The organism is Pseudomonas sp. LF020 (genome assembly GCF_053456425.1).
The window spans coordinates 135280-149226 of record NZ_JBRFIX010000001.1 but is presented as its reverse complement, the minus strand read 5'-3'; the positions used below and the strand labels follow the sequence as shown (position 1 = coordinate 149226).

The following is a 13947-nucleotide window of genomic DNA, read 5'->3' as shown; positions in this document are numbered from 1 at the left end:
TTTGATGCGGCGCGACCTTCGCCAAGGCGTGCCGGCCATCCACTGGCCGGAAGGTATTGAGCTGAGCACTTATCGTCCGGAACTGGCGGCGACCGTGCATCAGCTGATGCAACTCGGCTACCGCGAAGGCGGTGGTCGCGTGCCGGCGCTGGAGGAGTGGCAACAGCGGTTCGAAAGCGATGCCGAATACGATCCCCAGCTGTGCTGGATTGCCACGGACGCTGAGGGCGTGGTTGGTGTGGCGCAATGCTGGACCAGTTCCTATATCAAGAATCTGGTGGTGCATCCGCGCGCTCAGGGTCGTGGACTGGGTCGAGCGCTGCTGCTGAATGCATTCAAGGTGTTTCAGCAACGCCGCGAAGGTTTTGTCGATTTGAAGGTGCTGGAAGACAACCTGCGGGCGCAGCGGTTGTATGAAAGTGCCGGGATGTTTGTGGTTCGCCGGGAAATCGTGCCGGACTGATTCAAAGTCAAAAGATCGCAGCCTGCGGCAGCTCCTACAAAGAACGCGCTTCCCTGTAGGAGCTGCCGCAGGCTGCGATCTTTTAGCGGCGCCTCAGGCAACAAAACGCTTTAGGCATACTCCAACCTCTGGACCCTCAAGACCAAGGATGCCGCCCCATGAAAACGCTCACCCTGAGCCTGCTCTGCCTCACCGCCCTCGCATCCCAGGCCCACGCCTCCAGCCCCGACGCCTGGGCTGCCTATGACAAAACCGTGCTCGCCAGTTGCACCAAGACCAGCGGCCTGAAAGACGCCAAACCCGTGGGCACACCCGCGCAATTCGATGACCGCGTCGGCTACACCGCCGTGCTGCTGCAAGGCCAGTACCCGCAAAAACACATGAAAGGCCAACAAGGCACTGAGCTGTGCCTGTATAGCAAAAAGTCGAAAACCGCCTTCGTCACCGAATGGGACTCGATCCGTCCGACCGCCAAGCCTTGAGGGCTGGCGCACAACTTGCTTCGATCAGCCTCAGCCTGGCGACTTTACGTCGCCGTTTCACACTCTGATTGAAGATTGATCGTGCAATGAATACGACATTTTCCTGCGTCGGTTGCGGCAAATGCTGCACCGACCACCATGTGCCCCTGACCCTCGCGGAAGCCCGCATGTGGGCGGCGGATGGCGGTCAGGTGATCGTGCTGGTGGAGGCTTTTCTGGGCAACGGCCTGGGCCTGCCGGCGCAGCAGCGTGAACACGCCGAGCGGCGTTCGCTGGTGGTGCGCAGCGGCACGGCCGAGGCCCACGTGGCCATCACCTTCGCCGCGTACAACGTCGGGCGCTGCCGGAATCTTGACGAAGAAAACCTGTGCCGCATTTACGAACGCCGGCCATTGGTGTGCAGGATTTATCCGGCGGAAATCAACCCGCACATCCCGCTCAATCCAGCCGCCAAGGATTGCCCGCCAGAGTCGTGGCAACAGGGGCCGCTGCTGATTGTCGGAGGGGAGTTGGTCGATCAGGAACTGCTGGAGCTGATCCAGCGCTCGCGCCAGGCTGATCGCGATGACATCCGTATCAAGGATGCGATCTGCGCGGCGCTGGGGATTCGCACCACGGCGCTCAAGGGCGACGGGTTTACCGCGTATTTGCCGCAGATGGACGCGTTCGCGGCCGTGATCGATCAGGTTGCAGCACAGCCACTGAATACAGAATCCAGTGAATGGTTGTTTCATCTGTCCGGTGACGACGTTGCCGGGCAATTGGTGGCGGCCGGCGCACAGGTGGTGACGGAGCCGGCGCAGACGTACGCGTTTATTTCGTTGCGGGCGGCTTGATCCAAAATTCAAGGTGACTGGACTGGCCTCATCGCTGGCAAGCCAGCTCCCACAATGTTCTCGAGTGTTCACATAATTTGTGCACGACGCAGAAACCTGTGGGAGCTGGCTTACCAGCGATGAGGCCAGTGAGAGCAGCATCAATCCCGAACCTGCCGCCGCCCCCAGAACTCCCGCGCCAACAACCGCAAATCCCCCGCCAGCCCCGCCACATCTTCCGAATTGCGCTGACTCTGCCGCCCTTCATCCACCGTCAATTCCGACGCCGTGCGGATGCTGACGATGTTGCGATTAATGTCTTCGCTCACCGCGCTCTGCTGCTCCACCGCTGCGGCAATCTGCAGGCTCATTTCGGTGATCTGCTCGACCCGCTCACTGATCCCGTCCAGCGCCCGCGCCGCGCGCTGGGCCTGTTCGACGCTGTTATCCACATGCTCGCTGCTCTGCTGCATCACCAGCACCGCATCCCGCGCGCCGTTCTGCAGGGTGCTGATCATCCGCTGAATCTCATTGGTCGACTGCTGCGTGCGCTGCGCCAGCCCGCGCACCTCATCGGCCACCACCGCGAAGCCGCGCCCGGCATCCCCGGCCCGTGCGGCCTCGATCGCCGCGTTGAGCGCCAGCAGATTGGTCTGCTCGGCGATGCTGCGGATCACCTCCAGCACCCCGGAAATCTCGCTGCTGTGGCCTTCGAGCTGATGAATCACCTCGGTCGCCCGCCGCAGTTCTTCGGCCAGACGCAACACCGCGCTGCGACTCTCGCCCACCAGCAAATGCCCTTCTCGGGTTTCCGTCCCGGCCATATCCGCCGCCACCGACGCCTGCTGCGCATGGCTGGCAACCTGCGCGACGCTGGCGGCCATCTGATGAATCGCCGCCGCCACCTGATCGGTTTCGGCCTGTTGCGCCAGCGAACTGCTGTGGCTGCTTTGCAGATGATCGACCAATTGCGCCGCGTGCCCGGCCAACTGCTGCGACGCATCACCGATACGCCCGACCACCGCGCCGACCTGCGCTTCGAGCATCTGCAGGGCGAATTCGATCTGGCCGATTTCATCGCGGCGCCCGGTGTAAATGCTCTGACTCAACGGATTGTCCGCGACCTGCCGCGCCCGTTCGCTCAGCCGCTCCAGCGGCCGCAAGATCCAGCGCACACCCAACGCACAAAGGCTACTGCCGCAGACAAACAGCACCCCGTCGATCCACGCCGACTCCGGGCGCAACCAGGCTTCAATCCCCAGCACCAGCCCCAGCAAAGCACTGGCCGACGCCGTGACCTTGCCGCGCAAACCAAGCCCGGGCAGCGCCCGCCGCCCCTTCGACTCACCGCGCAATTGCGCATACGCCCGCTCAGCCGCCGCCACCTGCCGCGCATCAGGCCGGGTGCGCACCGACTGATACTCCACCGCCACGCCGTTCTGCGTCACCGGCGTGACATACGCGCTGACCCAGTAGTGATCGCCGTTCTTGCAGCGATTCTTCACCAGCCCCATCCACGAGCGCCCGCCCTTGAGTGTCTGCCACATATGCGCAAACGCCTGCGCCGGCATGTCCGGGTGGCGCAGCAGGTTGTGCGGGGTGCCGAGCAATTCGTCGCGGCTGTAACCGCTGATTCTGATGAAGTCTTCGTTGGCGTAGGTGATCGCGCTGGTCAGATCGGTGGTCGAAAGAATGTTCGCATCCAGCGCCACATCGACGTTACGGCCGGTTACCGGGAGATTGATCTTCATGAATGGCGCGCTCGTTTTATTGGAAGAGTCGGCAGGGCTGCTGACTCTAAGCGCACCAATTGGTCAAATATTGATCTGGCTCAGGATCTGAGCACTTAGCCATCACTGCGACCGAAAATCGCAGCCGATGGCTGAAGGCGGGGTGAAACTCAGCGCTTGCCCATCGAGCGACGGGTACCCGGCGGCGCCATGCCCGGGGTCTTGGTGTGGCCGTTCTTGGCGCCATTCTTGTACCACGGCTGATTCGAACCCTTGGCCGCCGCCAGTTCACCCGGTTTGAACGGGAACTTGAAAGCCGGGATCTCGGGTTTGGTTTCGCTGGCGTCAGCCAGTTCAGCCGGGACATCGCTCACGGCGTCGTCAACCGGCGGTTGGGTCGGGGAAGTCATAAAAGCTCCGCAAAGCAAAAAGTCGGGCCCGAACAGTGAGCCGCGAAGGCGCGCAGTATACCTGCGCGCCTTGCGACAGCACCTGAAGATTTGCAGCGTACGCCGAACGGTTTAGAGGTAGGTGATGGTGCAATGTTTCCCAAATTGGGAATGATCGGTCCCTTTTTGGGACCGGCTGACACCAATAGCCGGCAGAGATGCGTCGCCCGGACAAACGCCTTCGCGAGCAAGCTCGCTCCCACAGGTGAGTGGGAGCGAGCCTGCTCGCGATGAGCGATGACACGGCGCTCGGACGAATCAAGTGCGTGGGTCAACCCGATCCAGCGCCCGGTTCACCGCCAGTTCGGCGAGCATGACGATCTGCTGGATCGCCAGCACCGTGCTGCGTTGCGGACCACCGAGTTCATTGGCGAAATTGCTGGCCATGGCACTGACAGAGGCCAACGATTCGTAAGCGTGGGCGAGCAGGGTTTCAGTGTCGATAGCTGGGTTGACCAGAAACATTGTGCTTGGCTGTCGCGGCTGGGCGGGTTGCGGACAGAGGTAAAAGTCGAGCGCGCGTTTGATGGCTTCGCGATTTTGGGCGAGGTCTTCTGCGCGGATGGCTTCGGCGAGTGGGGTTTTAGGTTCGGGGGGTGGGTCTGGAATCAGTTTATCCATGGGTAGCTCCTACTTGTATTTGGGAGCCAGCCTTTGTCGTTTCCACACGACAAAAGGTGGCAACTGTGCGCGGGGTGGAAAACCGATAAGTAGGCAACCGGCCAGACCGAAGTCTGCCCACGCACAGCCGCCGCGACGCAGTTTGCAGACGAAAAAAGACGTCGGCAACGATTACGGTGCTGGTGCATTGTTTCTACTTGAATCGGGTTTCCACACCCGATCGCTGAATTTGCAGCGACAACCAAAGCCTAGAGACCCCGCTTCCGACGGACAACCTGAAAACCTTGTGGGAAGGTTCTGGTTGTTTGGCACAAAATTAAACAGATCAATGTAATCGGCTGACTGGACAGACCTCTTCGCGAGCAAGCTCGCTCCCACAGTTGAATCGAGTACACCTGCCAGAGATTGGTCGGCTGTCAGGCTGCCATCGCGAGCAGGCTCACTCCTACAATGGGATCGTATGCAATCCGCAAAACCTTGGTCGGCTGTCAGTCCGCCATCGCTGGCAAGCCAGCTCCCACAAAAGATCAAAAGATCGCAGCCTGCGGCAGCTCCTACAGGGAAGATAAGTACAACCCGCACGCGGCGCATGCCGCCCCACTCCAGGATGAGCGCAAGCTCGGCTGTCGCTCTTGATCTTGATCCACGGGCGACGTCGGAAGGCTGAGTGGAGGGATTGATCCGGGCGTGGGAGCGCAGCGACCGTTTGGCGCAGCCAAACACAGCGAGAGGAGGTGCAGCGAAGCAAACCGTAGGCGCTGCGCCCGGATCGATCCCGGAGCGAAGGGACCCCGAGCCCCAGCGAGCGGGCCGAACGCAGGAGCAAGCCTTTTTGGTTACTTTTTCGGCGTCTGGAAAAAGTGACCCGCCGTAAGGGCGGAACCGTAATCAGCCACACCCTCAGATACGGATATCCACCCCGGCGAAACTGACAGCGCTGACAGCCAGCCGTCACCCTCCTGACCCCCAAACAAGTTTATAAATACCCAACCTGCCCAAACTCCAGCCCTTGGCGCCCCATTTCATGCGAATCAAGAAAAACCAAGCCCTACTAGCCCTAGTGATCGCCCTGGCCGCCGCAGGCGCATGGTGGGCAATGAAACCCGCCCCGACCAAACTGGCCACCCCGACCGCCATCCCGGTTCGCGTCGTCACCGTCAGCGAAAAAGACGTCCCCCGCTACACCAGTGGCATCGGCTCCGTACTCTCATTACACAGCGTCGTAGTACGCCCACAAGTCGACGGCATCCTCACCAAAATCCTCGTCAAGGAAGGCCAACTCGTCAAAGCCGGCGACCTGCTCGCCACCATCGACGACCGCTCGATCCGCGCCAGCCTCGACCAGGCCCGAGCGCAACTGGGCGAAAGCCAGGCGCAATTGCAGGTCGCCCTGGTCAACCTCAAGCGCTACAAACTGCTCAGCGTCGACGACGGCGTCTCCAAGCAGACCTACGACCAGCAGCAGGCACTGGTCAACCAACTGAAAGCCACCGCCCAGGGCAACCAGGCCTCGATTGACTCGGCGCAGGTACAACTTTCCTACACGCAGATTCGCTCCCCGGTCACCGGCCGCGTCGGTATTCGTACAGTCGATGAAGGCAACTTCCTGCGCATGACCGACACCGCCGGCCTGTTCACCGTGACCCAGATCGACCCGATCGCCGTCGAGTTCTCGCTGCCCCAGCAAATGCTGCCGACCCTGCAGGGCTTGATCAACGATCCGCAGCGTGCGCAGGTCAAGGCCTACATCGGCGCCGACACCGACGGCGAAACCGGCAACCTGCTCGGCGAAGGTCACCTGACCCTGATCGACAACCAGATCAACGCCAACACCGGCACCATCCGCGCCAAGGCCGAATTCGACAACGCCAGCCAGAAACTCTGGCCGGGCCTATTGGTGACGGTAAAAATTCAGACGGCGCTGGACAAGGATGCCCTGGTGGTGCCGCCCACCGTCGTACAGCGCGGTCTCGATCAACACTTCGTCTATCGCGTGAATGGCGACAAGGTCGAAGCCGTGCAAGTGCAGATGGTTTATCAGGGTAGCGGGCAGGACATCATCAAAGGCGTAAAGGCTGGCGATCAGTTGGTCAGTGACGGTCAGTCGCGGCTCAAACCCGGTTCGACCGTGCAGGTCATGAGCGAGCCGCCGCAGGTGGTGCAAGCGGAGCCGAAACCATGAAGGAGCACAAAGGCGTTTCCACCTGGTGCATCGATCACCCGGTCGCGACGATTCTGCTGACCATCGCTTTGGTGCTGGTCGGCGTGATTGCCTTCCCGCGCCTGCCAATTGCCCCACTGCCGGAAGCAGAATTTCCTACAATTCAGGTCTCGGCGCAGTTGCCCGGCGCCAGCCCCGACACCATGGCCTCATCCGTCGCTACGCCGCTGGAGGTGCAATTCAGCGCCATCCCCGGCATGACCCAGATGACCTCCAGCAGTGCGCTCGGCTCCAGCCTGCTGACCCTGCAATTCACCCTCGACAAGAGCATCGACACCGCCGCCCAGGAAGTGCAGGCCGCAATCAACACCGCCGCCGGCAAGCTGCCCAAGGACATGCCGACCCTGCCGACCTGGAAGAAGGTCAACCCGGCCGACAGCCCGGTGCTGATTCTCAGCGTCAGCTCGACGCAAATGCCCGGCACTGAACTCAGCGACCTGGTGGAAACCCTGCTCTCGCGTCAGATCAGTCAGATCGACGGTGTAGGCCAGATCAACATCACCGGTCAGCAACGTCCGGCGATCCGCGTGCAAGCCTCGGCCGACAAACTGGCGGCGATTGGCCTGACCCTGGCCGACATTCGTCTGGCGATCCAGCAGACCAGCCTCAACCTGGCCAAAGGTGCGTTGTACGGCGAATCGAGCATCTCGACGCTGTCGACCAACGACCAGTTGTTCCATCCCGAGGACTACAGCCAACTCATCGTTTCCTACAAGGACGGCGCCCCGGTTCACCTGCGCGATGTCGCCAAAGTCGTCAACGGTTCGGAAGATGCCTACGTGCAGGCCTGGGCCGGTGATCAACCCGGGGTGAACCTGGTGATCTCGCGCCAGCCCGGCGCCAACATCGTCGAAACCGTCGACCGCATTCAAGCTGCCCTGCCCGGCCTCGAAGCCATGCTCCCGGCCTCGGTGCAGGTAAAAACCCTGATCGACCGCACCCAGACCATTCGCGCCTCGCTGCATGAAGTCGAGATCACCCTGCTGATCGCGATCCTGCTGGTGGTGGCGGTGATGGCGCTGTTCCTGCGCCAGTTGTCGGCGACCATGATCGTCTCGGCGGTGCTCGGTGTATCGCTGACCGCCAGTTTCGCCCTGATGTACCTGCTGGGTTTCAGTCTGAACAACCTGACGCTGGTGGCGATCGTCGTCGCGGTCGGGTTTGTCGTGGACGATGCGATTGTGGTGGTGGAGAACATCCACCGGCATCTGGAGGCCGGCGACAGCATGCGCGAAGCGGCGGTCAAAGGTGCCGGCGAGATCGGCTTTACCGTGGTGTCGATCAGTTTCTCGCTGGTGGCAGCGTTTATTCCGCTGCTGTTCATGGGCGGCGTGGTCGGGCGGTTGTTCAAGGAATTCGCCCTGACGGCGACCTCGACCATTTTGATTTCGGTGGTGGTGTCGTTGACCCTGGCGCCGACGCTGGCAGCGCTGTTCATGCGCAAACCGGTGCACCACGCCCACGACAAACCGGGCTTCAGCGAACGCTTGCTGGCCTGGTACGAAAAAGGCCTGCGCCGCGCCCTCGCCCATCAGAAGCTGATGATCGGCGTGTTCGGCCTGTCGCTGGCAATGGCGATTGCCGGCTACATCTTTATCCCCAAGGGTTTTTTCCCGGTACAGGACACCGGGTTTGTCCTCGGGACCACCGAAGCCGCTGCGGATATCTCCTACGGCGACATGGTGAAAAAACACCTGGCGATGGCCGAAATCGTCGCCGCCGACCCGGCCGTGCAGGCGTTCTCGCACTCGGTGGGTGTATCCGGTAGTAACCAGACCATTGCCAACGGGCGCTTCTGGATTGCTTTGAAAAAGCGCGGTGACCGCGACGTGTCCGCCAGCCAGTTCATCGACCGCATTCGTCCGCAACTGATGAAAGTCCCGGGCATCGTCCTGTACCTGCGCGCCGGCCAGGACATCAACCTCAGCTCCGGCCCGAGTCGTGCGCAGTACCAATACGTGCTCAAGAGCAACGATGGCGCGACCCTCGCCACCTGGACCCAGCGCCTTACCGAAAAACTGCGCAGCAACCCGGCGTTCCGCGATATTTCCAACGACCTGCAACTGGGCGGCAGCATCACCCACATCAGCATCGATCGCAGCGCTGCCGCGCGTTTCGGCCTGACTGCCAGTGACGTGGACGAGGCGCTGTACGACGCCTTCGGTCAGCGCCAGATCAACGAGTTCCAGACCCAGGTCAACCAGTACAACGTGATTCTCGAGTTGGACACCAAGCAGCGCGGCAAGGCCGAAAGCCTCAACTATTTCTACCTGCGCTCGCCGCTGAGTGGCGAGATGGTGCCGCTGTCGGCGCTGGCCAAATTCGATGCGCCGACCATCGGCCCGCTGTCGATTGCCCATGACGGCATGTTCCCGGCTGCCAACCTGTCGTTCAACCTCGCGCCCGGCGTGGCGTTGGGCGACGCGGTGATCCTGCTCAATCAGGCCAAGGCCGAGATCGGCATGCCGACCGCGATCAGCGGCAACTTCCAGGGCGCGGCGCAGGCGTTCCAGAGTTCGCTGGCCAGTCAGCCGTGGCTGATTCTCGCGGCGCTGGTGGCGGTGTACATCATTCTCGGCGTGCTTTACGAGAGCTTCGTGCATCCGCTGACGATCATTTCGACCCTGCCGGCGGCGGGCCTCGGTGCAGTAATCATGCTGTGGATCTGCGGTCAGGACTTTTCGATCATGGCGCTGATCGGGCTGGTGCTGCTGATCGGTATCGTCAAGAAAAACGGCATTCTGATGATCGACTTTGCGCTGGAGGCTCAACGTCATCGCGGACTGGCGCCGCAGGATGCGATTTTCGAAGCGTGCCTGACGCGGTTTCGGCCGATCATCATGACCACCCTCGCCGCCCTGCTCGGCGCGCTGCCGCTGATGCTCGGCTACGGCACCGGCGCCGAGCTGCGTCAGCCGCTGGGGATTGCGGTGGTGGGCGGTTTGCTGGTCAGCCAGATGCTGACGCTGTTTACCACTCCGGTCATATACTTGTGGCTTGAGCGGCTATTCCACAGGCCCAAACCAATGCCCACGACGGCACTGGCGACCACAGACTGAGGCAGGGTCATGCGCGTTCTGATTATCGAAGACGAGGAAAAAACCGCGGATTATCTGCACCGCGGTCTGACGGAACAGGGTTACACCGTGGATCTGGCCCGCGACGGCGTCGAGGGCCTGCACCTGGCGCTGGAAAGCGACTACGCGGTGATCGTCCTCGACGTCATGCTGCCGGGTCTGGACGGCTTCGGCGTGCTGCGCGCCTTACGTGCGCGCAAGCAGACCCCGGTGATCATGCTCACCGCCCGCGAGCGCGTCGAAGACCGGATCAGGGGCCTGCGTGACGGCGCCGACGATTACCTCGGCAAGCCGTTTTCCTTCCTCGAACTGGTGGCCCGCCTGCAAGCGCTGACCCGGCGCAGCGGCGGCCATGAACCGGTGCAAGTGAGCATCGCCGACCTGTGGATCGACCTGATCAGCCGCAAGGCCACCCGTGCCGGCACGCGACTGGATCTGACGGCGAAAGAGTTCTCGCTGCTCAGCGTTCTGGCGCGCCGCCAAGGTGAAATTCTCTCGAAAACCGCGATTGCCGAGATGGTCTGGGACATCAATTTCGACAGCGACGCGAATGTTGTCGAAGTCGCGATCAAACGTCTGCGGGCCAAGCTCGACGGGCCGTTCGACGAGAAACTGCTGCACACCATTCGCGGCATGGGTTATGTGCTGGAGAGCCGTGGTGTCCAGTAACTCAATTGCCCTGCGCCTGAGCGGGATGTTTACGCTGGTGGCGCTGCTGGTGTTTCTGTTGATCGGCGGCGCGCTGTATCAGCAAGTCGACAAGGGCTTGGGTCTGCTGCCGGAAGCCGAGCTGGATGCGCGTTACAGCGTGCTCGAATCGGCGCTCAACCGTTATGGCACGCCTGAGCATTGGGTGAAGATCAACGCCAAGCTCAAGCTGCTCGGCGAAGAGGACAAGCGCATTCGTTTCTGGGTGGTCAGCGGCGATCCCGGCTACGAATATGGCGAGCCTGACGCGCGAATCCGCGCCTTCGCCAAAGGTCCGACGGGCATGCATGACCTGCAATTGCCCGAGCATCCTTATCCGCTGAAAGTGCTGCTGACCGAACTGCCGGCCAAGGATCAACGCCCGCCGCTGCGCTTCATGATCGGCATCGATACCGAGACCTTTCATGAGACTCAGCACAACCTGCTGATCGCTCTGATCGGGCTGGCAATCGTTGGTGTGCTGATGGCTTCGGCGCTGGGTTATTGGGTGGCGCGGATTGGCTTGAAGCCGCTGATCAAGCTGTCCCACGAAGCCCAGCGTCTGGCGCCGCCACTGCGCGCCGGGCGCTTGCGCCTGTCACCGTTGCCGCCGGAGCTTGAGCAGTTTGTCGAGTCGTTCAACTCGACACTGGAGCGGGTCGAACAGGCCTATTCGCGGCTGGAATCGTTCAACGCCGACGTCGCCCACGAACTGCGCTCGCCATTGACCAACCTGATCGGCCAGACCCAGGTCGCACTGACGCGCGGGCGCTCCGCCGAGCATTATTTCGAAGTGCTGCAATCCAATCTTGAAGAACTGGAACGCCTGCGTTCGATCATCAACGACATGCTGTTTCTGGCCAGCGCCGATCAGGGCAGCAAGGCGACCAAACTCACTGAAACTTCATTGGCCGATGAGGTCGCGACCACGCTGGAGTACCTGGATTTCATCCTCGAAGACGCGCAGGTGCAGGTGCATGTGAGTGGCGATGCGCAGGTGCGAATCGAGATTGCGCATTTGCGTCGGGCGCTGATCAACCTGCTCAGCAACGCCGTGCAGCACACCGAGCCGGGCAAGGTGATCGAAGTGCGTATCGAAGTTGAAGCGCATCAGGTCAGCATCGGCGTGGCCAACCCGGGATCGCCGATTGCCAGCGAGCACTTGCCACGCTTGTTCGAGCGCTTCTACCGGGTTGATGCCTCGCGCAGCAACAGCGGCAACAACCATGGATTGGGGCTGGCGATCGTCAAGGCAATTGCGCTGATGCACGGTGGAGATGTGTTTGTGCGCAGTGATCGGGGGATGAATACCTTCGGCATCCACCTTCCGGTCTAACTGAATAGCAAACCACTGTGGCGAGGGAGCTTGCTCCCGCTGGGCTGCGAAGCGGCCCCATACCCGACAATCACATTCATTCAGACATACTGCGTTTGCAGGATTTACGACTGCTGCGCAGCCGAGCGGGAGCAAGCTCCCTCACCACAGGGAATGGCGTTCACCCATGGTTGATCTTTGCTTCTGCTGTAACAGTCATTTATGAAAATCACGCTGTTTCCCGGCGCCCGGCGACCTTATCTTTGCCCGCACCAAACAGCACTTGCCAAGCAAGAAGGTTTTCAAGATGTCCAACAGCATGGGTATTGCCAGCGCTTTCGTTTTGTCCTCGTTGATCCTGTCGCCAATGGCGCTGGCTGAAGAATCGCAGTCGTTCGTCGCGCAGAATGCCGCTCGCGCTCACGCCTTCGAACAGTCTCAGGCAGAAGTGATGGCCAAATCGCAGGACGCCTCGCAAGCCCCTCAAGCCGCCACTTCCCAGGCTCAAGCAGCCGAGAAAGACAGCTGAGTCGCGCACCGCGAAACATTTCCCTCGACGCGGTTGTTTGGCTCTTCCCGTTCAACCGTCGTCCTTGCAGGCCGCTGATTTTCAGCGGCCTTTTTTCGTTGTGGTCTGAAAGCCGTTTGGTTCGTCTGTAAAAAACAAGAAACATCCCGCACCTCAAGACATTGAAGTGTCAGTTGACCCAAGGAGCTCCATCGCAAGTGCGTTACCCAGTCCGCTTCTCTCCGTTGTTCATTGCAATTGCCGCAACGATTGCCCCCGCCGCCCATGCCGACGAAGCCGCGAAGGAAGGTTTCGTCGAAGGCTCGAGCCTCAACCTCAACGCCCGCAACTACTACATGAATCGCAACCGTCTGCAGCAGACGGACGACAACATCGAGTGGGGTCAGGGCTTTCTCGGGGTCTTCCAGTCGGGTTACACCGAAGGCACGGTCGGCTTCGGCATCGACGCCCACGCCATGCTCGGGCTGAAGCTCGACGGCGGTGGCGGTACCGATGGTTCGAGCATCCTGCCGATCAGCGATGGCAACGGCAAAGCGCCGGGCTCGTTCTCGACTGCGGGCGGCACGTTGAAGATGCGTGCGTTCGATACCGAGCTGAAGGCGGGTGATCTGTTCCTCACCAACCCGGTGATTGCCGGCGGTGATTCGCGCATGCTGCCGCAGACCTTCCGTGGCGTCAGTCTGACCAATCACAGTTTCGACGGCTGGATGTTCGAAGGTGGCCAGGCCAGTTTCACCAAGCCGTACAACCAGAGCGGTCGCCAGCGCATCGGCACGTCCTACGGCAAACTCGCCGAGGGCGACCAAAGCCGCCACCTGAACTGGGCCGGCGTGTCCTGGAGCGGCGTCGAAGGCCTGACCAGCAATCTGTACGCCGCCGAGCTCAAGGACATCTGGAACCAGTACTACTACGACCTCGACTACACCTGGCAGTTGAACGATCTGGTCAGCCTCAACCCGGGCCTGCACTTCTATCACACGCAGGACACCGGCGACGCGCTGCTGGGCGACATCGACAACAACACCTACAGCCTGCATTTCACCGTCGGCATCGGCAACCACAGCGTCACCGCTGCGTACCAGCGGGTCAACGGCAACACGCCGTTCGACTACATCAGCCAGGGCGACAGCGTTTACCTCGACAACTCGCAACAGTACTCGGACTTCAACGGCCCGAACGAACGCTCGTGGAAGCTCAAGTACGCCTACGACTTCGCCGGTCTCGGTGTGCCGGGCCTGACTTCGGCGGTCTCCTATTCGCGCGGCACCGTGGACCTGACCAAAGTCGACCCGGACAGCAAGGGCTACGCTTCGTGGTACAGCGCTGACGGCCGCAACGCCAAACACTGGGAGCGTGACCTCGACCTGAAATACGTGGTGCAAAGCGGCCAGGCGAAAGATCTCGCGGTACGCCTGCAATGGGCGACCAACCGTGGCGGCAACGGTTACGGCGCAATCGACACTGACACAGATGAATACCGTGTGATTGTCGACTACCCGATCAACGTCTTCTAAGATCACCTCAAGTCAGTCGCGACTGACACAGAACCTGTGGCGAG

The 13947-nt window shown here is 61.3% G+C and carries 12 protein-coding genes and 1 pseudogene; 9 read left to right on the top strand and 4 right to left on the bottom strand.

The window, feature by feature from the left end; all coding sequences use genetic code 11:
* Positions 1-4 precede the first annotated feature (4 nt).
* The 3 genes from ACU680_RS00710 to ACU680_RS00700 all read left to right on the top strand — a co-directional run bounded on the left by ACU680_RS00710 (position 5) and on the right by ACU680_RS00700 (position 1781).
* On the top strand, positions 5-463 hold the full coding sequence (locus tag ACU680_RS00710; RefSeq protein WP_448178397.1) for a GNAT family N-acetyltransferase: 459 nt from the start codon (positions 5-7) through the stop codon (positions 461-463).
* 158 nt (positions 464-621) lie between these two features.
* On the top strand, positions 622-945 hold the full coding sequence (locus ACU680_RS00705; RefSeq protein WP_448178396.1) for a hypothetical protein: 324 nt from the start codon (positions 622-624) through the stop codon (positions 943-945).
* A gap of 86 nt (positions 946-1031) precedes the next feature.
* Positions 1032-1781: a YkgJ family cysteine cluster protein gene (locus ACU680_RS00700; RefSeq protein ID WP_367085669.1), complete on the top strand. Its 750-nt coding sequence runs from the start codon at positions 1032-1034 to the stop codon at positions 1779-1781.
* A gap of 140 nt (positions 1782-1921) precedes the next feature.
* Here the strand turns inward: ACU680_RS00700 and ACU680_RS00695 are convergent, their stop codons facing one another.
* From ACU680_RS00695 to ACU680_RS00680, 4 genes and pseudogenes are all read right to left on the bottom strand, one after another.
* Positions 1922-3028 (bottom strand): methyl-accepting chemotaxis protein, encoded by a 1107-nt coding sequence (locus tag ACU680_RS00695; protein ID WP_443200888.1) that lies wholly within the window; start codon positions 3026-3028, stop codon positions 1922-1924.
* Positions 3029-3229: 201 nt separating this feature from the next.
* Positions 3230-3511: pseudogene (locus ACU680_RS00690) on the bottom strand (PAS domain-containing protein); the annotation flags it as partial.
* Positions 3512-3660: 149 nt separating this feature from the next.
* A complete protein-coding gene (locus ACU680_RS00685; RefSeq protein WP_007961647.1) occupies positions 3661-3900 on the bottom strand; it encodes a hypothetical protein in 240 nt (79 codons plus the stop codon).
* A 297-nt stretch (positions 3901-4197) separates the two neighbouring features.
* Positions 4198-4560 carry a DUF6124 family protein gene (locus ACU680_RS00680; protein WP_448178395.1) on the bottom strand — a complete coding sequence of 121 codons (363 nt, stop codon included), beginning with the start codon at positions 4558-4560 and terminating at the stop codon, positions 4198-4200.
* Positions 4561-5584: 1024 nt separating this feature from the next.
* On the opposite strand from ACU680_RS00680, the gene ACU680_RS00675 reads away from it, so the two are divergent.
* The 6 genes from ACU680_RS00675 to ACU680_RS00650 all read left to right on the top strand — a co-directional run bounded on the left by ACU680_RS00675 (position 5585) and on the right by ACU680_RS00650 (position 13903).
* Positions 5585-6742, top strand: coding sequence for an efflux RND transporter periplasmic adaptor subunit (locus ACU680_RS00675; RefSeq protein WP_448178394.1), 1158 nt, complete (start codon positions 5585-5587; stop codon positions 6740-6742).
* Positions 6739-9840 carry a multidrug efflux RND transporter permease subunit gene (locus ACU680_RS00670; RefSeq protein ID WP_401069120.1) on the top strand — a complete coding sequence of 1034 codons (3102 nt, stop codon included), beginning with the start codon at positions 6739-6741 and terminating at the stop codon, positions 9838-9840. Before ACU680_RS00675 ends, ACU680_RS00670 begins: the two co-directional genes overlap by 4 nt.
* A gap of 9 nt (positions 9841-9849) precedes the next feature.
* Positions 9850-10527: a heavy metal response regulator transcription factor gene (locus ACU680_RS00665; protein WP_003228008.1), complete on the top strand. Its 678-nt coding sequence runs from the start codon at positions 9850-9852 to the stop codon at positions 10525-10527.
* On the top strand, positions 10517-11881 hold the full coding sequence (locus ACU680_RS00660) for a heavy metal sensor histidine kinase (protein WP_448178393.1): 1365 nt from the start codon (positions 10517-10519) through the stop codon (positions 11879-11881). The genes ACU680_RS00665 and ACU680_RS00660 overlap by 11 nt, the downstream gene beginning before the upstream one ends.
* A gap of 286 nt (positions 11882-12167) precedes the next feature.
* Complete coding sequence (locus tag ACU680_RS00655) at positions 12168-12389, top strand: hypothetical protein (RefSeq protein WP_007961642.1); 222 nt, start codon at positions 12168-12170, stop codon at positions 12387-12389.
* A 197-nt stretch (positions 12390-12586) separates the two neighbouring features.
* Entirely contained in the window at positions 12587-13903 is a 1317-nt protein-coding gene (locus ACU680_RS00650; RefSeq protein WP_448178392.1) for an OprD family porin, read from the top strand.
* The last annotated feature ends 44 nt before the right edge of the window (positions 13904-13947 follow it).